The organism is Paraburkholderia caribensis, from assembly GCF_002902945.1.
Taxonomy (GTDB): Bacteria; Pseudomonadota; Gammaproteobacteria; order Burkholderiales; family Burkholderiaceae; genus Paraburkholderia; species Paraburkholderia caribensis.
In genome coordinates this window covers 502,784-526,240 of the sequence record NZ_CP026103.1, presented here as the reverse complement: position 1 = coordinate 526,240, position 23,457 = coordinate 502,784, and the positions used below count along the sequence as shown (strand labels likewise).

The following is a 23,457-nucleotide window of genomic DNA, read 5'->3' as shown; positions in this document are numbered from 1 at the left end:
TGAGATGGCTTGTGGGAAATCAATCGGCAGCTTCGTGCTGTCTGTGTGCGTGACGTCGAAATACGACGTCAATAAAAAACGTCTTTGATCTGGTAATACGCGCCGACGAGCGGCAGGAACCACGGCTTGCCCGTATGTCCCGGAATCGCGGGCCAATCGAAATCGCGCCACGGGTTCGCCGCCGCATTGCCGCCCATCACGTCGGCCATCACCTGGCCCATGTGCGTCGACATCTGCGTGCCATGGCCGCTGTAGCCCATCGAAAAGTACAGGCCGTCGTGCTGTCCGGCGCGCGGCAGACGGTCCGCCGTGATATCGACGAGTCCGCCCCAGCAATAGTCGATGCGCGCGCCCGCGAGGCTCGGAAACGTCGCCGCGAGATTCGCCTGCAGGATGCGGCCGCTCTTCGCGTCGGACGGCTGCTCGGAAGCGGTGAAGCGCGCGCGCCCGCCGAACAGCAAACGCGAATCGGGCGTGACGCGGAAATAGTTGTGCATCAGACGGCTGGTCGTGTACGAACGGCGCTGCGGCAACAGGCGCGCAAGGTGATCGGCGGGCAGCGGCTCCGTCACGACGATGAACGAGCCGACGGGCGCGAGCCTGCGCCGATACCAGCCGAACGGTCCGTGCCGCGAAGGCCCCGTCGCGATCAGCACCTGCTGCGCGCGCAACGTCCCGCGCGACGAATCGATCCGATACGCGCCGCGATCCTTCGCGATCGCCGTGACGGTGGCATGCTCGAATAGCCGTGCGCCGTTGCGTGTTGCCGCGTTCGCCAGCCCGGCGGCGAACCTGCCCATGTGCATCTGCCCGCCACGCTTTTGCAGCAGGCCGCCGTAAAAACTGTCCGAATCGACTTCGCTGCGAATCCGGTCGCGCGTGACGATCTCGACCTGGGGATCGACTTCGCGCTGGATCAATTCGGCCGTCTGTTCGAGATGCGCGAGATGGTGCGGCCTGGCGGCGAGCTTCAGCTTGCCCGACGCGAGATAGTCGCAATCGATCTGCTCGTCGCGGATCAGGCGTTCGACGGTATCGACGGCGGCCGCATACGCGCGATAACAACCCTGCGCGCGTTCGACGCCCAACTGCGCACGAAGCGCCGCATAGTCCTGCGCGACGCCCGTGTTGCACTGGCCGCCGTTGCGCCCCGACGCGCCGCCGCCGATCCGCCCCGCATCCAGCACCGCCACCGACGCGCCGCGCTTGCCGAGCGCCAGCGCGGCGGACAGCCCGGTGAAGCCGCCGCCGATCACGGCGACGTCGACATGGCCTTCGACGGGTCCCTCGCTCACCTGAATGCCGGTGGGCGCGGTGTCGAGCCAGTAGGAGTCGAGTTTCATCGGGTGCCTTTGCGCGGATGCGTGGATCAAAGGCCGAGCTTCGTGGCGAGGCCGCCGATCGTGTCGACTTCGTAGTACTCGTAGTACGGCGTGCCGGGCTCGTGGCCGCGGTTGACGAAGGCCTTGTGCTTGATGCCCATGTCGTGCGCCGTCATCAGGTCGTAGCGTAGGCTCGACGACACATGGAGCACGTCTTGCGGATTGCAGTTCAACTGGTCGAACATGTATTCGAAGCCCTGCATGCGCGGCTTGTACGATTGCGCCTGCTGCGCGGTGAACACGCGATGGAACGGTGCGCCGAGCTTGTCGACGTTGCTCTGGATCTGATCGTTCGAAGCATTCGACAGGATCACCAGCTTGTACTTCTTCGCCAGCCGCGACAGGCCTTCAGGCACGTCCGGGTGCGGGCCCCAGGTCGGCACGGCCAGATAGAACTTTTCGGCTTCCGCTTCATTGAACTCGATGTTCATGCGCTTGCACGCACGGCGCACCGAGTTGACGACCACGTCGCGGTACGGCTTCCATGCGCCGAGCACTTCATCGCGGCGATAGCCGGCGAAGAAAGCGACGAATTGCTCCAGCTCCGCGCCGTGCAGGCGGTCGGCAAACATTTCGCGAGCCATGTCGGCCATGCGGAATTTCGTCAGCGTGCCGTAGCAGTCGAACGTGATGTACTTCGGCTCGAAATCGATCATGGTGTCAGTCCTATCGTGTTGTGAACCCATGCGGGGTTCAGTGGCGAAAACAGGAAATGCATCCCTGTGGAAAATTTAAACAGTGCAAAAACTTCGGTTGTCGCTGATTCGAGTGGCTCCGACGATACAAACCACGCGTTTTGAGGGGCAGCGGCAGCAGACTATGCGGCGGCTTTTCTGGCGTTATCGCGTCCTAGGTAATTGCCCTGATTCGTCAGACGCGAACGTCGATCAGCACGCTCTTGAAGCGCAGGTTCGCTTCGTACGCCTGCCGCCCCAGATCCTTGCCCAGCCCCGAGCGCTTGTAGCCGCCCGTCGGGATCATGAAGTCGCTGGTGCGGCCGTAACGGTTCACCCATACCGTGCCCGCCTCGATGCCGCGCACCATGCGCAGCGCGCGGCCGAGATCCGCCGTATGCACGCCCGCTGCGAGGCCGTAGTCGGGATGCGCGGCGAGTTCGAGCGCTTCGTCTTCGGTGTCGAAGGTCTGCAAGGTCAGCACCGGACCGAAGATTTCGTCGCGCACGGCGTCCGTTTGCGGCGTGACGTGGGTGAGCAAGGTCGGCGTGTAAAACGCGCCCGGCACCGACGCGTCCGCGCGATGCCCGCCGCAACGCAAAACCGCGCCGCTCGCGACGCTGCGCTCCACGATGGCTTCGATGCGCGCCGCTTGCGGTTCGGAAATGATCGGCGGCAGCGTCGTGCCTGGCGTCCAGGTCGCGCCGGCCTTCAGTTCGCCGAATATGCGCTGGATGCATACGGCCAGTTCGTCCGCGATCGACCGTTCGACCAGCAGCCGCGAACCCGCGACGCATACCTGCCCCGCGTTGGTTGTGATCGCGCCAGCAATACGGCGCGCGACATCGTCGATACGCGGCGCGTCGGCGAATACGATCTGCGGGCTCTTGCCGCCCAGTTCGAGCGTGACGGGCTTCGTGCCCGTCTCGGCGCAGGCGGCCATGATCGCCGCGCCCGTGCGCGTCGAGCCGGTAAACGTCACCTTCGCGATGCGCGGATGGCGCACGAGCGCGTCGCCTGTCGTGCGCCCGTCGCCTTGCACGACATTGAAAATGCCGGGCGGCACGCCTGCTTCGACGGCCAGTTCGGCAAGCCTCAGCACAGAAAACGGCGTCATCTCCGAGGGCTTCAGCACGACCGCGTTGCCCGCCGCGAGCGCGGGGGCGATCTTCCACGACGCCATCACGAGCGGAAAATTCCACGGCGCGATTGCGGCGACCACGCCGTACGGTTCGGCGATGGTCATGCCGAGATGATCGTGATCGGTGGCGGCAACGTCGCCGCCGACCTTGTCGGCGAACTCCGCGTAGAAGCGGATGCCTTCCGCGGTGAACGGCACGTCCCAGTTGAACGCGTCGCGAATGGGCCGCGTCGAGCCGAGTGCTTCGAGCGGCGCGAGCGTCTCCACGTCCGCGGCGACGAGGTCGGCGAAACGCCGCAGCACACGCGCACGTTCGCGCGGCGCGATGCGCGCCCAGCCGCTCGTGCGCCATGCCGCCCATGCGTTCTGCACGGCGCGGTCGATGGTGGCGGCGTCGGCGACAGGCACCGATGCGTACAGCACGCCATCGGATGGGCGCGCTACCTCGATGCGCGGGCCAAGGTCATCATCGACATAGGAGCCGCCGATGAAATGTCCACTGCGCACGCCGATCGTTGCGGGATCGAAACGGTCCATTTTGCGTGAGTCCTCGATTGCTTTCGATGCAGGAAATCGTAGGCTCACGGACGCGGCATATTGCACCGACAAAAAAACGCGCACAGCACATTTGACGCGTTATCGCCGCCGGAACCCCGCGTTTTGCGTTGCATCATCTGCCGCGCGTTTGCGACGCGCGCGGCAGAAGGATCGTCCTAGTCAGACGCGCCATACAGTGAGAGAGTCACGGTATGTGTCTTCAGAACGAGGAGGCCGGCGTGCCCGACCCAAACAGGAACGATGTGATCGACTATCGCCCTTTCACCTCCGACGACATCGCGGCAGGGCACGCGCTATCCAGCGCCGTCCGATGGCGGCATCGTCCCGACGACTGGCGCTTCGCGGCGCGCATCGGCCGGGGCTTCGTCGCCGAAGACGCGAGCGGCGTGATCGGCACCGCGCTTGCGTGGCGTTTCGGACGTGAAGCGGCGACGCTCGGCATGATCATCGTCACGCCCGAGCGGCAGCGAAGCGGCGTCGGACGCAAGCTGATCGAGCTGTTGATGAACGAACTCGGCCCGCGCACGTTGCTGATCCATGCGAGCCCGGCGGGCCTGTCGCTGTGCGAGACACTGGGCTTTCAGCGCATCGGCACGATCAATCAGCATCAGGGCGCGGCGTTCCAGCCGCCGCTCGTTTCGCTGCCGCCGGGCGAGCGTCTGCGCCCGCTCGGCGTCAACGACGCACCGCGTCTAGTCGAACTCGCTTCGCGCGCAAGCGGACTGGACCGGAGCGATCTGCTGCCGGCGCTGCTCGATATCGCAAGCGGCATAGCGCTCGATCGCGACGGCGAGCTGATCGGCTTTGCACTGTTCAGGCGTTTCGGCGACGGGCATGTGATCGGGCCCGTCGTCGCGCCCGACTCGCCGGATTTCAGCCGCGCGAAGGCGCTCATCAGTCACTGGCTCGCGCTGCACGCAGGCATGTTCGTGCGGATCGATACGCCCGCCGAGTTCGGCCTTTCGTCGTGGCTCGAGGGACTTGGGCTGCCGCATGTGGATAGCATCGAGAAGATGATGCGCAATGGACCGCTTCCTGTCGATGCGCAGTTCAAGCAGTTCGCGCTTACGAGCCAGGCGGTGTGGTGAAATGCAACGGCGAAAAAAAGTCCGCTACGCTCGATACGGCAATCGAGCATAGCGGACCATGTGAGCTTACTTCAATTCAACGCGCCTGATTTCTCCAACGATCACCAGGTAGCTGACGATCGCAACGAGCGCATTGCAGGCGACGAACACCAGCGCGCCGCTAAACGACCCCGTCGCGTTGACGATATAGCCGATGATGATCGGCGTCGTGATGGCGGCGACGTTGCCGAACATATTGAACATGCCGCCGCTCAGACCCGCGATCTGCTTCGGCGATGTATCTGCAACGACCGCCCAGCCGAGTGCGCCCAGGCCCTTGCCGAAGAACGCAAACGCCATGATCGCAACGACCACGGCTGAAGAGTCCACGTAGTTGCACGCGATCATGCTCGTCGACAGCAACATGCCCACGACGATCGGCACCTTGCGCGCAACGGTGAGCGAGAAGCCCTTACGGATCAGGAAGTCGGAGAAGATGCCGCCCAGCACGCCGCCGACGAATCCGCACACGGCGGGCAATGCGGCGACGAAGCCCGCATTGAGAATGGACATGCCACGCTCTTTGACGAGATACACAGGGAACCACGTCAGGAAGAAATACGTGAGCGTGGTAATGCAATACTGGCTGATGTACACGCCAAGCAGCATCCGGTTGCCGAGCAGTTGCTTGACGTACGACGCTTTCGCCGCTTCGTTCACGTCTGGCGACGATGCGCTGGCGGGCGTTGCGGCCTGATTCGCGGCGCGGCTCTTCTTCGGCCGGTCCATGTCGATGAGCGCGCCGCCCTCCTGGATATGGTCGAGTTCCGCGCGGCTGATGCGAGGATGGTCCTTCGGGCTGTAGACCGTTTTCATCCAGACGAGGCTCACGACGATGCCTACTGCCCCCATGAAATAGAACACATAGGGCCAGCCGAAGCGGTGGGTGACCCAGCCCATGATCGGCGCGAACAGCACAGTTGCGAAGTACTGCGCGGAGTTGAAAATGGCCGACGCCGTGCCGCGCTCCGCAGCGGGAAACCACGAAGCGACGATGCGCCCATTGGCGGGAAACGACGGCGCTTCGGCGAGGCCCACCAGAAAGCGCAGTGCGAACAGCACGCTGACGGCGAGCGACACGCTCAGAAAGGTCACCGTGCCCTGCATGACCGTGAACAGCGACCAGATAAAAATGCTGGCCGCGTAGACGCGCTTCGAGCCGAAGCGGTCGAGCAGCCAGCCGCCCGGCAACTGGCCGATCACATACGACCAGCCGAACGCGGAGAAGATGAAACCCATGGCCACGGCATCCAGACCGAGATCTTTCGACATCGACGTCCCCGCCATCGAAAGCGTTGCACGGTCTGCATAGTTGACGGCCGTGACGAAGAACAGCATCGCGACAATCCCGTAGCGGACGCGGGTTCGCCGCTCAGCGCTCACGCCTTGCACAACGTTGGCCATGCAATGTCTCCTCCCTGCGCACCAGCGTTCAGCCGGCAAGATTGTGCAACCGACTTCGTGGAGAATGCACGAATACATTCCGTCTCATAGGTTGTCTGATGACAGATTGAAGCGTCGCACCATTTTTGACAATCCGGCGTTTACCCTGGCGGAATGCATCAACTTGGTTAAGGCTGTGCACGGGATATTCCAGCTGTCCACTGTGGTTCGAATATGGATCGTTAGACGAATGTTGTACGACGACGTATTTCAGCGAACCATTCGATTCGTCGAAGCCCGCACCGCCACCCATACTTTAAAATCGCGCGATGGAATCAGCCTGCCCGATCATCCGCCCCTTATCCGCCAGCGACGCTGCCGCCTACGTGTCGCTGCGTCTGTGCGCGATCGACGAGGACCCGGCGTCTTTTCTGTCGACACGCGAGGAAGAAGAAAAACGCTCGATCGATGAAATCGAGGCGCGTATAGGTGCGACGGCGAATCAGGTGGTGTTGGGCGCATTCGCTGGCGAGACGCTCGTCGCCGTCGCGGGACTGCGGCGATATCCGCTGCGTCCCGTGCAGCAAAAGGGCTTTCTGTGGGGGCTGTTCGTTGCGCATCCGCATCGAAGGAACGGCATCGCGCGGCGCCTGATCGCGGCTGCCGTCGACCAGGCGCGCGCGATGGGCCTGACCCAGATCGCGCTCAACACGGGCAGGGCGAACGCCAGCGCGATCGCGCTGTACCGTTCGGCGGGCTTTGAAGCCGTGGAAGACGAGCCGAGCGACGATGCGATCGACGACGACACGGATCGCGAAGTCGAGATGGTTCTGCGGCTCGATTGAGCGAGGTGCTAGTGCGGGTCAGTAGTCGATGAACGAACGCAGCATTCTGTTGAACGCGGCCGGATTCGCGACGTTCATGCCGTGCGAAGCGCCCGCTATCGTGGCTCGCTCTGCGAGATAGATCCAGCCTTCGAGGCTTTCGACGTTATTGCGGAACATGCGCGGACTCTTCTGGCCGTCGATCAACAGTGTCCGGCATGCGATCTGCGACGCCGTATCGCGCGAATAGGCGGGCAGAGGATCGAGAAACTGCTTGGGGAGCGTGCTGGCGTTGTCGATCGCCATCGTACGGAACGCGTCGGTGCTCTTTTTCCAGGCGCCTGGCACGCTGACGGAATCGACGAACAGTTCGAGGCCGGGCTCCACGACGCCCTCCTCGATCATGCCGGCGACCTTGGCGCGCAATGCGTTCATCGCCGAGGGCAACGACGCTTCGCGCATGCCGTCGAGTTGCAACGGGCCGCCCGGATCGGCGAGCGTCAAGGTTTTGACGAGACGCGGATATTCACGCGCGAGCTGGAATGCGATAGATCCGCCGCGCGAATGGCCCACGAGGTGAACGGGCGCGAGATCCATTGCGACGATGAATTCCGCCAACTCGGCGACGTGTTCCTGCCAGCCGAACTCATTTTGAATGCACGCTTCGGCGGCGGGCCAATAGTGGCTGAGGCTAGGGGCGATACAGCGAAAATGCGCGGACAAGGGCGCGATCTGGGCGTCCCAGTAGCGGTAATCGCAGAGTGAACCGTGCACGAATATGACGGGCTCGCCCGTGCCGCGTTCGATGTAGGGGATGCAGATTCCCGATGCGACGGTCGCAAAGCTCAGTTGCGGGTTGGCGAGCAATGCGGGATCGGTTCGCATGTTCATGGGAGGTGTCGCTTCGCGTGGATTCGTGGTGGAGGTACTATGCAGGATTCTTTGACGTAAGAAAAACGCGTAATTTGGATCGGAGGGATCAGGTTTTCTGATAGGTGTGGGGGGGTTTGGTTTTTTGCTTTTGCTTTTGCTTTTGCTTTTTGGTGAGAGACAAACGAAACCAGCTCCGGGACAATCAGACCTGCGCTGACGAAATAAGACAAACAAATCTGCGCCCCACCTCCTAAACAGCTGGCGTGAAGCTGACCGGCATTGCATCCGCTAGCGACTCATATGCAAACCATGCTGGATATCTATCCGAAAAATGGGCCCGCGTCTGACAGACTCCATGTGAGGTGCACATTCACGTACGAACCATCAGAAAGAGCCACGAGGACGTCATCGTTGTCAATGCGTCGACCAATGACGGTGGCTACCTGACCACAAAGGGGATGGCGACCAGTCACTTCCCTATTAACTGACGTCGCAGTCCTACAACTTCTCCTTCCTTGGAAAGCGAATGCCACGGAGCCGTCCAGTTCAGTTCGTCGATTTTCATTCGTACGTTGCCGTAGGCACGTTGGAAGCGGCCGGCTGATCGGAACCGCCGACCGAACGCGGCAACGGCTCGATTGTTGACAATGTAGCGCGAACGTCGATTGTCCGAAAGAGTGGCCGACTCTACGCATTCGTCGCCTTCGTCGTTCCCGGACCGACGGCGACCGCACCAAACCGCCCCCTATGCAGAGGTTTACATAGTGCCCCATTGCTGACGGTCGAGCCGTCACTGTTCATGGGGCGGTCATTGCGCGCCGTCGCGAGCGAACCTGTACCCCGCGACGGTTTCACCCGCCCTGCAGGTCGCTTCGCTTGACCCAACGCACCAGGTCGTTGCCGCGCGCGAAGTAGTCGACCTGCACCCAGTCTCCAATGCGCGCCAGCACCGCGACGACATCGTTCTTCACCAGATAGCCCTTCGTGCGTGCGCTATCTTGCGATGCCGAGAACAACGGCGCGCGCTTGCTCGCGATCATCGCAAAGCCGATCCAGTTCCGCTCCGACTTGAAGGTCAGTGAATCGCCGCTTTCGATGGTCGGCACTTCGCAATTCGGCAGATCGCCGTCGACTTTCACCGCCCACGATTGCTGGCTGCCCGGAGAAAGACTGATCTTGCCGCCCTTCTCGTCGGCGAAATACGTGGAGAAGGTAATCGTGTTGCCTTTGGTATCGCTGCTCTTGAGCAGAAAGCGGCAAGTCGGATCGCGATCGGGATTGTTGGCCGCCGGCGCCGTAAACGGATTATCGAAAAACCCTTGCACCTCGCCTTTTTCCACGACGAGATACACCTTGCGGTAATCCAGTTGCGTACCGGGAACCGTGCGCAATTCATACACGCCGGAATGCAGTTCGTCCGCATTCGCCCAGTTGGGCATCAACATGCTCGTGGCCACTACCCATCCCAAGCGTAAATCTCTGATCACTTTACTTTGTCCTTTTGACTCTTCTTCGCGGCGTCGGCTTTCTCGAACGCATCGAAGTTATTCTTCATCTTCGTGTCGTAGTCGTTCTCTTTGTACGTCGGACCATTGTAGCGGGACGCAAATGCAGCAAAGTCTTCGTTCTTCGCGGCTTTCACGAGCGCCGGGTCCGCCTTGACGAAGTTGACGAAGCCCTTCAGATGCGGACGCTCCGACCTCGACATATCCTTCACCATCTCCTGCACGGTGGCATAGCCCAAGGTCTTGTAGTTCGAGCCCATGATCTGGAACGCGCCCCAGGAACACGCCTGCAATGCAGCGGACGCATCGAGCTTGAACGCCTTGCGCAAACGCCGGTAGCTCAGCGAACCATACGTATCGCGCTCTTTCGTCAACACGCCATCGTCGATCAGTTCCTGCGCGGTTTCGGCATCCTTCGCGTGATCCTTGTCCTTTTTCGCGTTGTAGCGTACCCAGACATCGACGTCGCGCGTCTGGCCGTCTTCGCCTTTGAGCTGCATCGTCTTCTTGATGTACTTCGTCTTCAGACGGTAATAGCCCGTGGGCCAGGACAGATCCGGATTGGTGTCCCAATACTTTCCGCCCGACAGCTTGTAGAAATAGTGCCGCTCGTAAAGAATCTTCGGCACCGTTCTGCCATCGACAGTCGTGAAGCTGCCGCCGCCCACTTCCGTCTGGTGAACGGCCTTGATCACGTTGACCTTGCAGCCGATCTCCTTGGCGGCATCCTCGAAATCTTTCTCGGTGATCGGGTCGCCCGTGTACTTGTCGAGAAACTCATCGAGCGATGCGTCATCGCTCGTGACCTTCACGGCGGCCGCGCCTGCCGCGTCGGCCGTCTGCGTCGTCTTGACGCCTTTGCCCGGTGCGAATGACGAATCGGTCTGATCGCCGGCAGGCGGCGCCTTTGGAGCCGGCTGCGGCGGCTTGCTCCGCGCTTCGCCGTTCTGGGGATGCGGCTGCGTCTGCATGGAAATCTTCAGCCGAGGGCTGACCAGCGTGACCAGCTTGTTGGTCTCTTCCGCGACTGTTTCATACACCTTCTTCCACTCGCCATTGAGCTTCTGAAAAAAGATCTCGACAGTCTGTCCTTCGAAGTCCGGCCAGAACGCTTCCAGCTGCCCCGACTTCGATGTCTTGCCCGACACGAGCTTGTCGCCGCTGCGAATACGGTACGACGCATTCGGCAGCGGGTTGTGCTCGGCGTCGAGCGTGTTCGTGGTGATCTTGCCGGCTCTCTTCGGAATGCGCAGTTGCTGTCCGACCTGTAGCGAACGCGGGTCGCCGATTTCGTTGGCACGCGCGATGTCTTTCCACGGCACGCCCCTCTTGCCGGCGATAACGCTCAAGGTGTCGCCAGGCTGAACCGTGTAGATAGAAGAATCATCCGTCATGTCGATTGCCTTGGAAATGCATCATCTTCACTCGTGCTCACTTGCCCGCCGCAGGACCCGACGTGACGTGTTCCAGAAACGTATGGCCGGGACCATACACCGAACTCGTAATCGAATACGCGTCTTTGGGCGCGACAGGTCGTCCGGTCTTATCGACCGACACCGTTTCGATCTCCACGACGGGAATACACCACGCGGCATTGTCCCGTTCACTGGGATTGCCCTTGGCGTCGCTGCAGCGGAACGTGAAGGCATCCGGCAAGTCGGCGGCTTTCACTGTTTCCGTCGAGCCGTTCCACGCATACTTTATGTTGATCGAACCCGGATGCGGGTTGTGCGGATCTTGCGCGCCTGGGGGAATGGAACTGGACATGCTGTTGGCTCCCAATGTGCCTGCACAACCGCACACGAGCAATGCGTACGAGGCGAGGACTGCCGATTGTCGGCAAAGTTTATTTAGCAATTTTGTCGAAGTAGTCATAACGGGCCGGATAGCGTTTTCGTCCTTCCTGCTCGCAAGGCGTGCCCTTGCTTGACCAGTACATATTGGCAGACTCGGCAAAGTCTTCTGTCGGATTGTTCGCGCCGTAGGCCGACGGCGGTTTGCCGTCTTTGGCGATTGCATCCAGATAGCTCTGCCTGGATGCGGCATCCTTCCACAGCGTTTCGCTCCACAAATGCCCCGTTTCATGCGTCATCGTACTGTCGACATATTGCTGCGGAATCGTCTTCCAGTCTTTCCATGGATAAAACGCCACGCCCTGAGAAACACTCGCCGTTGCCGCCGAGTAAAAGTCGGGCTTGTTGTAGATCTTCTGCCACACGGCGTCCTGTGGGTTCGGCGCGGGGTTGATCGACACACGGCTCAACTGTTCGAGTTGCTGCGAGGGAACGGTTTCCAATGCCTTCGCGATCGACTGCTGGTCCGGCAGCGCTGCACCCGTCGGTGCGCCGCTTTTCGGCACGAAGATGTCGAGCGGATGGTCGTTGACCATCGCGTGATATTGAGTCGCATCCTGTTGACCGCCGCCCGGAAACTTGAACTTCGTTTCCTTGCCCGAATCGAGCGTGACGGCGTTCTTCTTCGTATAGAAATCTTGCGGCGCGTCGATGCGCCCTTTGAACCCGTCGAGATACGAGCAATCCGGCGCAGCGGGAGCAGGAGCTGTATCGGGCGCGCCGGACTCAGCCTCGATTTCCTCGCTGCTCAGCCATTCGTCCTTTTCCATCCAGACATGCACATCCTCGGATTCACGCGTGAAGAAGCGCGACCCTTGTCCAACGCTGTCGGTCACGCCGCTCGTGAGCACCGTGCCGGCAGCATTGGTGACGTAGTACGGCGTATTGCCCCAAGCATGGCTCACGCCGTCCTGCTGGGCGATCGCGTCAAGCCCCGACATGTCGACCTTGTTGCTGTAGCGCTGCATGTCGGCCGGTAATGGCATGGACTGCAACGGATACGACTGCTGCGTGGGGCCGCTGAACTGATGCGTGCTACCCTTGATATCGATCGTACCGGGCGCGTGAATCTGGATGTTGCCGTCCTTGATGCGGATATAGGCGCCGCCCGATGTGAGCAGAATCTCCTGCTGCGCGGCGGCCTCGATGTTCTGCGTCGCCGACAACAGCTTCACGCTTTTTTGCGCAGTCAGTTCGACGTTGTCCGAATGGGCCTGCACTTGCACTTTGCCCTTGCCGGCAAAGAGTTTCACGCCCGCGTTCTGCGCGAACAGGCTAATCTTCTGCGCAATGCTCGCCACCAGCGACCCGCCCGTCGCGATATGCGTGCTTTGCCCGCTGACGAGATTGATCTGCCGATCCGCCGACACATGCACCGACTGTTGGGTCGACAGTCCGATCCCCGCCGGACTTGCAAACAGCATGGCCGACTCCGCGAAGGCGTTCGCGCTTCCGGTTCCACCACCCGCCGTCGCTCCGTTCGACGACGCACCCGTCACCCGTTTCTGTGTGGCATCCGTGAACGACTTCAGCGCGTCGTAGCCGTCCTTGAGGTTTTCCGCCTGATGCGTCTGACTTGCGGACGACATCGCATCGATCACCCCTTGCGCATTTGCGAGTTGCTGGCGCGGCTCGTTGACTTCCATCTGCTGGCTGTCGGCTTGCTTGGCGTACGTCGTCACATACAGGCCTTTCGCCGCCCGCACCGCGCCGTAGCTGTCTGTACCAAGATCGAACCCGCTTCCCAGATACGCACCGCGCGCGTTGCCGTTGTGTGCAATCAGATAACCCAGATGCAGATAGCTGTTTGCGCTGCTGCTATAGAGTTGTACGCGGTTCTGTCCGGTCGCGTCGTCCATTACCATCTGGTTGTAGCCGCTGCCGGCGAACTCCTTCGACCGATAGCCCGATAGCAACCCATTCGAATGCCAATGTGGCGCGTTTGCACTGTTATAGACGCGGCCGACCACGATCGGCCTGTCGCAATCTCCGTCGATGTAATCGATCAGAACTTCTTCGCCGACGCGCGGCAGATGCACGCCGCCGTATCCGCTGCCTGCGTCGGATTGCGCGACTCGCACCCAGCACGACGCGCGTTCGTCGCCGCTGTTGAGCCGGTCCCAGATGAAACGCACCCGGATGCGGTTCAGATCATCGGTATAGATCTCTTCGTTCTGCGGGCCGACGACGATCGCCGACTCCATCTGCACATCCGGCTTGAGATGTTCGAATGGGCTGCGATAGGGGACGCTCGTGCGCTGCGCTTCGATATCAACGCGATAGAACCCGTTCGAGCCATCGGCCGACGCCAGCTCGAAGCTCCGCTCGCTCTCGTGGCTCGCACGCACGGCCGACACGGTACGCTGCAGACTATGCGGAAACACGGGTGCGTCGCCGGCAACGGGCAAGTTGTTCTCGATCGTCCAGACGCTTTCGATTACCGCGAACTCCAACTGGTCAGCCGCATCGCGATCATGATCCGGATGGCCACTTAGCGTGAAGCGCTTACCCGCACCGATATGACGCACGCCGCCCACGCCGTGAAAGCGCTTCGCGCGCGATTCCCATTCTTCCATGCGAATTCGCGAGAGCGTATCACCGCGATCCTGCTGTCCATAGGTATAGGCTCCCGTGTACTCGTAAACCTCGGCTTGGGCAGGCAACGCGCCGTGTGTGGGCAGAGTGGGCGTACTCGTGCCCTTTGCGTTATATGGACTCGACGGGCTCTTGTAGTCGAACGTGCGCGTGGTGAGCAACGTGCTTTGCAGCGTGCGCGTACTGGACCATTGCGTGAGCGCGTCTGTTTCACTTTTCGTGCCTGCGCGATAGAAGCTGACGGCCTGCGGTGACATGGCGTCGAGGGTCGACAGACTGTCCGTGATCACGAGCGTATGCGACTTTCCGTCGTCGGCCTGCTGCCAGAAGCCGTACAAGCCTTCCGTCTCGAGCAGCCTGTGCACGAAATTCCAGTCGAACTCATTCTGACGGCAATACGAACGTGCCGGCAGCGGTTTTGACAGCGCGAAACGAAACCATCCTTGCGCTTGCGGATGCGCATTAAACACGTCGCTGATAATCTGATCCGCGCTTACGTCCTGCCAGATGCGTTGATCGCGACGGAACTTCAGGAAATGCATCCACGATGCAAAGCTGATCTGATAGGTCGTCAACGCGCCATCGGAGCCAAGACGGCGTGCCGTATGCACATAGCCGTTATGCGGCGCATAAGTCTGATCGGATTGCTGTATCCACAGCGTGACCGGTTGAGCAATCAGCTTTTTCAGTTCGATGCTGGAAAAAGTCGATATCGCGTCGACCGCGAACTCGAATTGCCGCCCGATGCGCGATTTGCCAACTACGCGTTGCGGCACGAGTACATCGCTGCCGATCGGCGTATCCAGTTTCAACAGCCGGTCGCCCTGTGCAAGACGACCTGTAATGGCCGCGATAACGTCCTGCGCCCCCATAACGCCTCTTTTTGTCCGTTATTAATCAACCCGCGCGATTCTACAAGAATATAACGAGCAAACCGTTTACCGGATTTTAAAAAATCTTTAAATGGGAATCGAGAAAAGTTAAATATGCGGCGGGCATTTTAAATGGCGCGAAGATTTTACTTATGGTTTATGTACTCGGCAACGTTTACCGGGTGCTTTCGCGCGAAGATAGCGAGCCAGCACAAAACACTTCTGTTCATGGCTGAAAGACCGTTCCGTCGATCATCATGGGACTTCCTTTGGTCGAGACCAAACGAGCATTGCCAGCAATTCATTTCAACGCGTCGAATGGCTCTTATTGGCCGACTGTACGCATTCGTCGCCTTCGCAGAACCCGGACCAACAGCGAACGGGTCAACCCGACCCGTTGCGGGCAACGGATCCGGCGCCGGTTCCAAGGCGGCTTTCAAGGTGCAACAGCCGTTAGGTCGGGTGTCAATGTTCACATGATCGTTACTACGACGCCCCCAGCTGCCGCTTCGCACCCGTTGAAAGCGGAGCGGCGGCGCTCACGACCAAGACGCGGCCGCCGGGATTTAGGCCGGCCGATGACTTACTAGGGTTCGGCGACGGTTCACGGCGTCGGAGTCGCGCGCCACGCGCGATTTGATCCGATAGCGCCCGGGACTCACCCCGGACATCCGCCTGAAGGCGAGGCTGAACGCCGTTGCAGAGTCATAGCCTATTTGCCGCGCAATCGCGGCCAGCCGTTCGTCCCCGGCCTTCAATGCACTACACGCCAGCGTCAAGCGCCAGCGCGTCAGATAGGGCAGCGCTCTTACAGGGTGGAACGCGTGTGCTAACGGTCCGGAGTGAGGCGTGTGAGGCACTACGGCCTACACACAGTTTGCCACCTGGGCGGCCGTGGACTGTCTGGCGCGGCGTGCGGTGACGCAGGTGCGTGAAGCGGGTGAGGCGCTCTTTCAGAGCGCTTGCAACGAACACGAATGACGTAATTGCCGTGTGAAGTGTAAGAACCTTTGGGGGCCCTCAGGCAAGAATTAGCGCTGGCGGTGTGAGCCGCTTTCTTTTGCCTACTTTTCTTTGCGGCGGCAAAGAAAAGTAGGTGCCGCCCCGCACAGGGGCGACGCCTGAAGCACGCTAACGCAACGCGGATGCCAGCGAAAAAGTAAAAGCAAAAGCAAGGCAAAGGCAAAAGCAAAAGCAAAAGCAAAAGCAAAAGCAAACATCACCCCCCAACCTCATACGGCAAAACCTGCTCCATCTCATCAGCCCGATTCCGCGCCACGACGGCGCGCGCCGGCATCGTCATGCTGAGATTAAAAGGCTGATGCGGCACCCCCGGCGGAATAAACAGAAAGTCCCCTGCTTCCGCGATAATCGCCTGACGCAGGCCAGGCCCATACCGCGTCTCCACGCGCCCTTCCAGCACATAAATCCCCGTTTCATAACCGCAGTGAATGTGCGGCTCGGCATGTCCCCCGGGCGGAACGACGACAAGATGCATCGACAGGCCCTGCGCGCCCGCCGTTGTCGACGAAATACCGACGAAGTACGGCAAGCGCTGCATCGTGGCAATTTCCCTGTCGGGACGCACGACGACGAGTTGCGCGACTTCGCTTTGTGAATCGTCTTCCATATGCGACTTCCCCCATTCAATGGGACGCTGAATACCGAGCGATTCTACGCCCGAGCATCACGAGAAAAAGCACCCAGCCCGCACTTCATGAAGCGCTCACTGAACATGCTGCCGGCAACGCCAGATACCTGTTGCCGATGTATAAGATTCGAAAATCAAACGACGACCTCCGCGGAGCCATTGAACATGAATAAACGTCAGTTCCTGACCAGCGCCGCTGCCATCGGCGTCAGCATCACGCCAGCACTTGGCGCTACGAATGCGAAAACGGCCGCATGCGCTGCGGCTCCCGCAATACTCACCGTGTCCGGTGCGATCAAGCGCACGAATCGCGGCGCGCTCGACCCGGCATTCGATCCACTGATGGCCAGGCATCTCGTCAAATTCACATCGGCCTATACATTCGACTATCCGTCTATCACCAGCCTGCCCACCGTCACCATCAAGCCAACCATCGAATACGACGCGAAGCAGCACACGCTAACCGGCCCATTGCTCGCCAATGTACTCGAGCAGGCCGGCGCGCCCAGCGCTGGCGACACCAGGATTTCGTTGCGCGCCGTCGACGGCTACGCGGTGCTGACCACGCTCGACAACATCCGCGCATGGCGCTTCATCGTCGCGACGCATATGGACGGGAAGCCAATGCCCCTGGGCGGCCTCGGTCCGCTATGGGCGATCTACGATGCCGACAAGATTCCGGAACTCGCCGCAAAGCCGCTCAAGGATCGCTTCGTATTGTCGCCGTGGGGCCTTTACCAGATCCAGGTATCCGAGACGTAACGGCATGTTCATGCCGCTGTGCGTCCTTGATTGGCCAACGCGAGTGCCAGCCGCGCGCCGACCTCGGCATTGTGCTTCACCAGCGCGATATTGGTTGCAAGGCTGCGCCCGCCCGTCAGCGCCTTGATGCGCGCCAGCAGAAACGGCGTCACGGCCTTTCCTGTGATCCCTTGCGCAGCCGCTTCTTCCAGCGCCTGCCGGGTCAACGTGTCGATCTCGTCGGAGGGCATCGCAGCCGCCTCGGGCACGGGCGTGCTCAACACCACGCCGCCCGCGAGACCCAGGTCCCACTTCGTGCGAATGAAGCGTGCCTGGGCTGCCGCATCGTCGAGTCTGAAATCCGCGCGAAAGCCGCTGTCGCGTGTATAGAACGCAGCGAAATTGTCCTGTTCGCAACTGAGCACGGGCACGCCATGCGTTTCCAGATATTCCAGTGTCAGCCCAATGTCGAGAATCGATTTCGCGCCCGCGCACACGACGGCAACCGACGTCTTCGCCAGTTCCTGCAAGTCCGCTGATATGTCGAAGGTTTCCGGTGCGCCGCGATGCACGCCGCCAATGCCACCCGTGACGAACACTTCGATCCCCGCCAGCGCCGCACATATCATCGTGCCCGCCACCGTCGTCGCGCCGAGTCCACCGCTTGCCAGCACGGCCGGCAGATCGCGGCGGCTGACCTTGTGCACGTTGTCGGAGCGCGCAATCAGTTCGAGTTCGTCGTCCGACAGTCCAATGCGGATGCGCCCGCCGATCAGCGCGATGGTCGCGGGCTGCGCGCCGGAATCGCGGACCGCCGCCTCGACTTCACGCGCCGTGCGCACGTTCTGCGGGTACGGCATGCCATGAGCGATGATCGTCGACTCGAGCGCCACGATCGGGCGGCCAGCCGCCTGCGCGGCCGCCACGGGGGCGCTGAACGTCAACCACGAGCGTGCGAGCTTCGCATCCATATCGACAGGTTCCGCAATGTGATGCGCTCAAGTATGCAGCAGAATGCTCGCGCGAAATGACAACGCTGTACCGCGACGGCCCTCAACGGATAGCTACGCCCTTCGATCGCCATGCAGCGCGTTGGCGCATATCATCATGATTCCGTTCGCGCACGCCGCGCTCAGGACGGAAAAGCACAGACGTTCATATCCGGAACGTGTCGGACGATCGATGTCGGCCGGGAGGTGCCATGCAGCCTGCAAGCGCAATCAATCTGCTCCAGTCGAAGGAAGGTTCGCGTCTTCATGGACCGGACCTCGCGCGTTGGCGCCGCTGGGGTCCCTATCTGAGCGACCGTCAATGGGGCACCGTGCGCGAGGACTACAGCGAATACGGCACCGCATGGGACTACTTTCCGCACGACCATGCGCGCAGCCGGATGTATCGCTGGGGCGAGGACGGTATCGCCGGCTTCGGCAACGATCCGCTCGACTGGTGCGTGTCGCTCGCACTCTGGAACGAACGCGACCCCATCATCAAGGAACGACTGTTCGGCCTGACGAACGCGCAGGGCAATCACGGCGAGGACGTGAAGGAGCTCTACTTCTATCTGGACGGCACACCGACGCACTCGTACATGAAGATGCTCTACAAGTATCCTCACGACGCGTATCCGTACCAGGACCTGATCGACGAAAACGCGCGGCGCGGCGCCGGCCAACCCGAATATGAAGTGCTCGATACGGGCGTGTTCGACGACGACGGGTACTTCGACGTCTGGGTCGAATATGCGAAGCACACACACGACGATATCGTCATGCGCGTGACTGTCGAAAACCGCTCGGACCTACCCGGCACGCTGCATGTGCTGCCGCAGTTCTGGGCGCGCAACCGCTGGGCGTGGTCGGGCAAGCCCGGCAAGCCGTCGCTCACGCTGGAGCCGAATGCGGCAGAAGGCGCGCGGGTCATCGCACGCCATCCCGCACTCGACACGATGATCGTAACGGCAACCGCGCAGCAGCCCATCGAATGGATCTTCTGCGAAAACGACACCAACGTGCGCCGCATTTTCGGCATCGATGGCGAAGGGCCGTTCAAGGACGGTTTCAACGACTATCTCGTCGATGGCAACGAACGCGCGATCCGCCGCGACAAGGGCACGCGCGCCGCCGCGCATACGGTTCTCCAGCTTGGCCCGCACGAACAGTCGGTACTGTATCTGCGCTGGCGTCCCGAATCCGTTGCCGAGTCCGCGCCGCTCGACATGCCGGCGCTCTTTGCACGCCGCCAGGCTGAGACCGACGAATTCTATGCGGCGCTTCAGCACGACATCGCCGATGCCGACGCGCGTCTCGTGCAACGTCAGGCGCTCGCCGGGATGTTGTGGTCGAAGCAGTACTATCAGTTCGACGTGACGCGCTGGCACGACGGCGATCCCGGCCAGCCTGTGCCGCCGAAAGGCCGCAGGCGTGGCCGCAATGCGGACTGGCGACACATGTGCAACGGCGACATCGTGTCGATGCCCGACAAATGGGAGTACCCGTGGTATGCATCATGGGACCTCGCGTTTCATGCCGTCGCGTTCGCGATCGTCGACCCCGACTTTGCGAAGAAGCAATTGCAACTGCTCGTGAAAGAGCGCTACATGCATCCGAACGGGCAACTGCCCGCCTACGAGTGGGCATTCGGCGACGCGAATCCGCCCGTGCATGCGTGGGCAACGTGGCGTGTCTACGAACTCGACCGCGAGATCACGGGTGTCGGCGATCACGAGTTTCTCGAAGTGATGTTCCATAAGCTGCTGCTCAACTTCTCGTGGTGGGTCAACCGCAAGGACGCCGACGACCGCAACATCTTTCAGGGCGGATTTCTCGGGCTCGACAATATCGGCATCTTCGATCGCTCGTCGCCGCTGCCCACGGGCGGCCGCATCGATCAGGCAGACGGCACCGCGTGGATGGCCTCCTATGCACTCGATCTGATGCAGATCGGCCTCGAACTCGCGATGACGAACCCGGCGTACGTCGAAATCGCGGTGAAGTTCTTCGAGCACTTTCTGTATATCGCGGAAGCCGTCAGTTGCGGCGAAGGTTGCAATACAGGACTGTGGGACGGTCACGATGAATTTTTCTATGACGTGCTGCATCTTCCCGATGGAACGCGCGTGCCGATGCGCATCCGGTCGATCGTCGGATTGATTCCGCTTTTCGCGGTGCATGTACTCGACGAGCAGATACATGGTCATTTGCCGGGATTGCGCGAGCGGCTCGCATGGTTTCTCGATCACCGGCCGAATCTGGCCAAACTCGTCTCGCGCTGGACAGAATCCGGCAAAGGCAACACATCCCTGCTCTCGCTATTGCGCGGACACAGAATGAAATCGCTGCTCAAGCGCGCGCTCGACGAAAACGAATTTCTCTCGCCCTTTGGCGTGAGGGCGCTCTCGCGTGTGCATCTTCATGAACCGTATGTTTTCGATCACGACGGCGTGCATGTCTGCATCGAATATCAACCTGCCGAATCGGATTCGCGCGTGTTCGGCGGCAATTCGAACTGGCGCGGCCCCGTATGGATGCCCGTCAACTATCTGCTGATCGAATCGCTATACGAATTCCATCGCTACTATGGCGACGAGTTCCGCATCGAGCATCCGACAGGATCGGGGCACAGTTCTTCGCTCAGCGAAGTCGCCGACGATCTCGCGCGGCGTGTCACGACACTGTTCATGAAGAACGAGCAAGGCGTGCGGCCCGTGATGGCCGCGTATCCGATGCTGCAGGCGGACCCGCGTTCACAGGACCTGATTCTCTTCCATGAGTACTTTCACGGCGACAACGGACGTGGTGTGGGCGCTTCGCATCAGACGGGGTGGACGGGACTCGTTGCGCTGCTGTTGCAACCGCGCATGATGAGGCTGTCCCATGTCGCGCCCGATGCAATGCCCGTCGCAACGCAAATGAAGGAAGACACGATGGCGGCCGCATTGGGACGTTAGCGCGTTAGCGTTATAACTACGGCAAGCAAAAGGCTCTTCGACATTTCGAATCAAGGAGTGAGTGGATGGCTACCGAATCGCCTCCAGGTGAACTGGGTACTGCAGCGCCCGCGTTCCTGCTGCCCGCTACCGACGGCCGCACCTATGAACTCGCCGACGTGCGTGGGCCGAAGGGACTCGTCGTGATCTTCATGTGCAACCATTGTCCGTACGTGCAAGCGGCGTTGCCGCGTATCGTGCGCGACGCACGCGATCTCGCGACACTGGGAATCGGCACCGTCGGAATCAACTCGAACGACAGCATGACCTATCCAGAAGATTCGTTCGAACGCATGGTGGCGCTTTCTGCCGACTGGCAGTTGCCCTTCCCCTATCTGTTCGACGAAACGCAGCAGGTCGCGCGCGCCTACGATGCCGTCTGCACGCCGGAGTTCTATGGCTTCGATGCCGGACTGCGGCTGCGATATCGCGGCAGACTGGACGCTTCCCGCAAAGACCCGCTTCCCGATGCGCGACGCGACCTGTTCGAGGCGATGCAGCAGATCGTCCAGACGGGTGCCGCACCCGACACGCAGTATCCGGCACTCGGCTGTTCGATCAAGTGGAAGATGGAGTGAGCCGGCCGCCTCCGCTAGCGCACATCAATATCACGACTTGCAAAAGTTGCGCTTCGCAACTATAGTGGTTGCGAAGCGCAACTACAGCACAAATCATGGATATCATCGACACACCCATCCAGTCGCGTGAGTCAACCATCCTGGAACTGCGCGAGTTCTCGCGCAAACTCGTGCGCGAACTGGGTTTCATGCGTTCCACGCTGGCCGACAGCGATCTCGCGCCGTCGGCGGTGCACGCCATTCTTGAAATCGGCGCAACGCCGGGCATTCAGGCACGCGATCTCGCTCATCTTCTGCGGCTCGACAAGTCGAATGCGAGCAGACAGGTCGCCAAACTGGAAACGTCCGGGCTGATCGAACGCATGGCGTCGAGCGATGATGCACGCTCGTCGGAGCTTTATCTGACCAAAGCGGGTCAACAACTGCGCAAAAAGATCGACAAGTTCGCGACGGATCAGGTGTCGAGCGCGCTACGCAAGCTTGCGCCATCCGATCAGCAGTCGTTGGTGCGCGCGCTCTCGCTGTACGCGAGCGCGCTCGAGCAGGACAACGATGCCAAAGAGGCGCAGCAGGCAACTGCATCCGGCCTGCAAATCGTCGAAGGCTATCAGCCCGGTTGCATTGGCGACATCGCGAGTCTTCACGCGCGCTATTACTCGCAGCATTCCGGCTTTGGCGCGTACTTCGAGAAGCTCGTTGCAACAGGGTTGGCCGAGTTTGCGGAGTCGCTTCCCGATCCCAGCCGACAACTGTGGCTCGTGTCCGACAACGGGCGAGCGCTGGCATCCATCGCCATCGACGGAAACGCGAAGAGCCGCGTTGCGCATTTGCGCTGGTTCATCGTCGACGATTCGCTGCGCGGCCTGGGCATCGGCAGGCAGTTGATGACGCGCGCCATGGCGTTCGTCGACGAACGCTTCGACGAAACGTATTTGTGGACGTTCAAGGGCCTTGATGCCGCGCGTCACTTGTACGAAGCGTTCGGCTTCCAGCTGGCCGAGGAGGCCGAGGGCACGCAATGGGGAGAGGCTGTCGTCGAGCAGCGCTTCATCCGGCGCAAATCGCCGGCTGGACAATCCCGCGCTAAAGCAGATTGAAGCGCGTCAGTTCTTCCGCCAACGCGCGGGCAGTGGTGAACTTGCAGGCGCGTAGCCCTGCGTCGAGGGCGCCCGTGACATTGGCATCGGAGTCGTCGATGAAGAGCGTCGCGTCGGCATCGATACCAAGCTGACGAACGCAGCCCAGATAAGCCTGGGCGGCGGGTTTCGCCGCCCCGAACGCCGCCGACGGATAAACGTGCGCGCCAAACAGCCGCGCGACGGGCGGATTGAGATAGCCGATATGGTCGGTGACGAGCCGGCAGTTGTTGGTCAGCACGGCGATCGGATGGCGATCGGCCACCTGAGCGGCGAGCGCTAACGTTTCCGTGTCCGGCGTGATCGACGCGTGCCGCGCCGTCAGCCAGTCGTCGCGGCTGACGGCGCAACCCAGCATGTCTCCAAGCTCGCGAAGATACGCGTCGTCGGTAATCTCACCGGCATCGGCACGCGCTTCGAGGCCCGACTCCCAGATGGCGTGGCGCACGGCTTCGGGCGGCTTGCCCGTCAACTGCGCCATGCGTTGCGTGCGCGCCGCGCGATCGTAATGCGACAACACGCCTTCCATATCGAATAGCACGAGCTTGATCGATGACCTCATGGTGCCGGCTCCACACA

At 61.1% G+C, this 23,457-nt stretch carries 18 protein-coding genes and 1 pseudogene; 6 read left to right on the top strand and 13 right to left on the bottom strand.

Annotated features, from left to right (window positions below):
• Positions 1–68 precede the first annotated feature (68 nt).
• From C2L66_RS31780 to C2L66_RS31770, 3 genes are all read right to left on the bottom strand, one after another.
• Positions 69–1,343, bottom strand: coding sequence for an NAD(P)/FAD-dependent oxidoreductase (locus C2L66_RS31780; protein ID WP_060610325.1), 1,275 nt, complete (start codon positions 1,341–1,343; stop codon positions 69–71).
• A 26-nt stretch (positions 1,344–1,369) separates the two neighbouring features.
• The gene (locus C2L66_RS31775; protein ID WP_060610322.1) at positions 1,370–2,038 is read right to left on the bottom strand and encodes a haloacid dehalogenase type II; all 669 of its coding nucleotides are present in this window, start codon (positions 2,036–2,038) and stop codon (positions 1,370–1,372) included.
• Between the two features lie 214 nt (positions 2,039–2,252).
• On the bottom strand, positions 2,253–3,734 hold the full coding sequence (locus tag C2L66_RS31770; protein WP_060610319.1) for an aldehyde dehydrogenase family protein: 1,482 nt from the start codon (positions 3,732–3,734) through the stop codon (positions 2,253–2,255).
• Between the two features lie 212 nt (positions 3,735–3,946).
• Here C2L66_RS31770 and C2L66_RS31765 point away from each other — a divergent pair, with 212 nt between their 5' ends.
• Positions 3,947–4,843: a GNAT family N-acetyltransferase gene (locus tag C2L66_RS31765; protein WP_060610316.1), complete on the top strand. Its 897-nt coding sequence runs from the start codon at positions 3,947–3,949 to the stop codon at positions 4,841–4,843.
• Between the two features lie 66 nt (positions 4,844–4,909).
• Here the strand turns inward: C2L66_RS31765 and C2L66_RS31760 are convergent, their stop codons facing one another.
• The gene (locus C2L66_RS31760) at positions 4,910–6,286 is read right to left on the bottom strand and encodes an MFS transporter (RefSeq protein WP_060610313.1); all 1,377 of its coding nucleotides are present in this window, start codon (positions 6,284–6,286) and stop codon (positions 4,910–4,912) included.
• A 308-nt stretch (positions 6,287–6,594) separates the two neighbouring features.
• Between C2L66_RS31760 and C2L66_RS31755 the strand changes: the two genes are divergently transcribed.
• On the top strand, positions 6,595–7,110 hold the full coding sequence (locus C2L66_RS31755; protein WP_060610310.1) for a GNAT family N-acetyltransferase: 516 nt from the start codon (positions 6,595–6,597) through the stop codon (positions 7,108–7,110).
• Between the two features lie 18 nt (positions 7,111–7,128).
• Here the strand turns inward: C2L66_RS31755 and C2L66_RS31750 are convergent, their stop codons facing one another.
• The 7 genes and pseudogenes from C2L66_RS31750 to C2L66_RS31720 all read right to left on the bottom strand — a co-directional run bounded on the left by C2L66_RS31750 (position 7,129) and on the right by C2L66_RS31720 (position 16,417).
• The gene (locus C2L66_RS31750; RefSeq protein WP_060610307.1) at positions 7,129–7,980 is read right to left on the bottom strand and encodes an alpha/beta fold hydrolase; all 852 of its coding nucleotides are present in this window, start codon (positions 7,978–7,980) and stop codon (positions 7,129–7,131) included.
• Positions 7,981–8,813: 833 nt separating this feature from the next.
• Positions 8,814–9,401, bottom strand: a complete 588-nt coding sequence (locus tag C2L66_RS31745) for a hypothetical protein (protein ID WP_148654661.1) — start codon at positions 9,399–9,401, stop codon at positions 8,814–8,816.
• A gap of 44 nt (positions 9,402–9,445) precedes the next feature.
• On the bottom strand, positions 9,446–10,861 hold the full coding sequence (locus tag C2L66_RS31740; RefSeq protein ID WP_054931786.1) for a LysM peptidoglycan-binding domain-containing protein: 1,416 nt from the start codon (positions 10,859–10,861) through the stop codon (positions 9,446–9,448).
• Positions 10,862–10,898: 37 nt separating this feature from the next.
• Complete coding sequence (locus tag C2L66_RS31735; RefSeq protein WP_054931785.1) at positions 10,899–11,234, bottom strand: hypothetical protein; 336 nt, start codon at positions 11,232–11,234, stop codon at positions 10,899–10,901.
• A gap of 79 nt (positions 11,235–11,313) precedes the next feature.
• Complete coding sequence (locus C2L66_RS31730) at positions 11,314–14,787, bottom strand: type VI secretion system Vgr family protein (RefSeq protein WP_060610304.1); 3,474 nt, start codon at positions 14,785–14,787, stop codon at positions 11,314–11,316.
• A gap of 566 nt (positions 14,788–15,353) precedes the next feature.
• Positions 15,354–15,590 (bottom strand): annotated as a pseudogene (locus C2L66_RS31725) (helix-turn-helix domain-containing protein); the annotation flags it as partial.
• A 416-nt stretch (positions 15,591–16,006) separates the two neighbouring features.
• Positions 16,007–16,417: a cupin domain-containing protein gene (locus C2L66_RS31720; RefSeq protein WP_060610300.1), complete on the bottom strand. Its 411-nt coding sequence runs from the start codon at positions 16,415–16,417 to the stop codon at positions 16,007–16,009.
• Positions 16,418–16,603: 186 nt separating this feature from the next.
• Between C2L66_RS31720 and C2L66_RS31715 the strand changes: the two genes are divergently transcribed.
• Positions 16,604–17,200 (top strand): putative pterin-binding protein, encoded by a 597-nt coding sequence (locus C2L66_RS31715; protein ID WP_060610297.1) that lies wholly within the window; start codon positions 16,604–16,606, stop codon positions 17,198–17,200.
• A gap of 8 nt (positions 17,201–17,208) precedes the next feature.
• Here the strand turns inward: C2L66_RS31715 and C2L66_RS31710 are convergent, their stop codons facing one another.
• Complete coding sequence (locus C2L66_RS31710; protein ID WP_060610295.1) at positions 17,209–18,150, bottom strand: pseudouridine-5'-phosphate glycosidase; 942 nt, start codon at positions 18,148–18,150, stop codon at positions 17,209–17,211.
• A 230-nt stretch (positions 18,151–18,380) separates the two neighbouring features.
• Here C2L66_RS31710 and C2L66_RS31705 point away from each other — a divergent pair, with 230 nt between their 5' ends.
• The 3 genes from C2L66_RS31705 to C2L66_RS31695 all read left to right on the top strand — a co-directional run bounded on the left by C2L66_RS31705 (position 18,381) and on the right by C2L66_RS31695 (position 22,839).
• Complete coding sequence (locus C2L66_RS31705; RefSeq protein WP_060610292.1) at positions 18,381–21,125, top strand: MGH1-like glycoside hydrolase domain-containing protein; 2,745 nt, start codon at positions 18,381–18,383, stop codon at positions 21,123–21,125.
• Positions 21,126–21,190: 65 nt separating this feature from the next.
• Positions 21,191–21,742, top strand: a complete 552-nt coding sequence (locus C2L66_RS31700; RefSeq protein ID WP_060610289.1) for a thioredoxin family protein — start codon at positions 21,191–21,193, stop codon at positions 21,740–21,742.
• A gap of 95 nt (positions 21,743–21,837) precedes the next feature.
• Entirely contained in the window at positions 21,838–22,839 is a 1,002-nt protein-coding gene (locus C2L66_RS31695) for a bifunctional helix-turn-helix transcriptional regulator/GNAT family N-acetyltransferase (RefSeq protein ID WP_060610286.1), read from the top strand.
• Here the strand turns inward: C2L66_RS31695 and C2L66_RS31690 are convergent.
• Positions 22,826–23,440, bottom strand: coding sequence for an HAD-IA family hydrolase (locus tag C2L66_RS31690; RefSeq protein WP_054931774.1), 615 nt, complete (start codon positions 23,438–23,440; stop codon positions 22,826–22,828). The two genes, C2L66_RS31695 and C2L66_RS31690, sit on opposite strands and share 14 nt — an antisense overlap.
• Between the last annotated feature and the right edge of the window lie 17 nt (positions 23,441–23,457).

Coding starts and splice junctions, on each gene's coding strand:
- C2L66_RS31735 (WP_054931785.1), bottom strand. CDS start 11,234: ATGTCCAGTTCCATTCCCCCAGGCGCGCAAGATCCGCACAACCCGCAT.
- C2L66_RS31765 (WP_060610316.1), top strand. CDS start 3,947: ATGTGTCTTCAGAACGAGGAGGCCGGCGTGCCCGACCCAAACAGGAAC.
- C2L66_RS31705 (WP_060610292.1), top strand. CDS start 18,381: ATGCAGCCTGCAAGCGCAATCAATCTGCTCCAGTCGAAGGAAGGTTCG.
- C2L66_RS31700 (WP_060610289.1), top strand. CDS start 21,191: ATGGCTACCGAATCGCCTCCAGGTGAACTGGGTACTGCAGCGCCCGCG.
- C2L66_RS31760 (WP_060610313.1), bottom strand. CDS start 6,286: ATGGCCAACGTTGTGCAAGGCGTGAGCGCTGAGCGGCGAACCCGCGTC.
- C2L66_RS31755 (WP_060610310.1), top strand. CDS start 6,595: ATGGAATCAGCCTGCCCGATCATCCGCCCCTTATCCGCCAGCGACGCT.
- C2L66_RS31745 (WP_148654661.1), bottom strand. CDS start 9,401: ATGCCCAACTGGGCGAATGCGGACGAACTGCATTCCGGCGTGTATGAA.
- C2L66_RS31690 (WP_054931774.1), bottom strand. CDS start 23,440: ATGAGGTCATCGATCAAGCTCGTGCTATTCGATATGGAAGGCGTGTTG.
- C2L66_RS31780 (WP_060610325.1), bottom strand. CDS start 1,343: ATGAAACTCGACTCCTACTGGCTCGACACCGCGCCCACCGGCATTCAG.
- C2L66_RS31720 (WP_060610300.1), bottom strand. CDS start 16,417: ATGGAAGACGATTCACAAAGCGAAGTCGCGCAACTCGTCGTCGTGCGT.
- C2L66_RS31775 (WP_060610322.1), bottom strand. CDS start 2,038: ATGATCGATTTCGAGCCGAAGTACATCACGTTCGACTGCTACGGCACG.
- C2L66_RS31695 (WP_060610286.1), top strand. CDS start 21,838: ATGGATATCATCGACACACCCATCCAGTCGCGTGAGTCAACCATCCTG.
- C2L66_RS31710 (WP_060610295.1), bottom strand. CDS start 18,150: ATGGATGCGAAGCTCGCACGCTCGTGGTTGACGTTCAGCGCCCCCGTG.
- C2L66_RS31770 (WP_060610319.1), bottom strand. CDS start 3,734: ATGGACCGTTTCGATCCCGCAACGATCGGCGTGCGCAGTGGACATTTC.
- C2L66_RS31715 (WP_060610297.1), top strand. CDS start 16,604: ATGAATAAACGTCAGTTCCTGACCAGCGCCGCTGCCATCGGCGTCAGC.
- C2L66_RS31740 (WP_054931786.1), bottom strand. CDS start 10,861: ATGACGGATGATTCTTCTATCTACACGGTTCAGCCTGGCGACACCTTG.
- C2L66_RS31730 (WP_060610304.1), bottom strand. CDS start 14,787: ATGGGGGCGCAGGACGTTATCGCGGCCATTACAGGTCGTCTTGCACAG.
- C2L66_RS31750 (WP_060610307.1), bottom strand. CDS start 7,980: ATGAACATGCGAACCGATCCCGCATTGCTCGCCAACCCGCAACTGAGC.